General features: G+C 47.4%; 1 protein-coding gene. It reads left to right on the top strand.

What is annotated here, in order from left to right; all coding sequences use genetic code 11:
- Positions 1-210 (top strand): hypothetical protein (locus tag FOI68_RS23845; RefSeq protein WP_221935145.1); only part of this gene is annotated, 210 nt, incomplete at its 5' end.
- Positions 211-234 lie beyond the last annotated feature (24 nt).

Here is a 234-nt window from a genome sequence, read left to right as displayed (position 1 = left end):
TCCAAGGAGAGAGTCTGCGATGAAAATGGGGAATTTTCAACCGATTCTATTGGGGATTTTATCGCTGATCTTCACACACAACTGTTTTTTGCGAAAACCAGTATGCAGGTCTTTCGACCGCTCAAGGATATGCCTATCCACGTCCGCAAGCCCGACAGATTTCATCGCAGCAAGTGGAAGTACGTTCGCTGGATGTCTATGAGCAGCTAACAGGGGTGGGAGCATGATTGAACT

This window comes from Brevibacillus sp. LEMMJ03 (assembly GCF_007197875.1).
GTDB classification, from domain to species: Bacteria; Bacillota; Bacilli; order Brevibacillales; family Brevibacillaceae; genus Brevibacillus; species Brevibacillus thermoruber.
The sequence above is the reverse complement of the archived record's forward strand: the minus strand, read 5'-3'. Positions and strand labels throughout refer to the sequence as shown.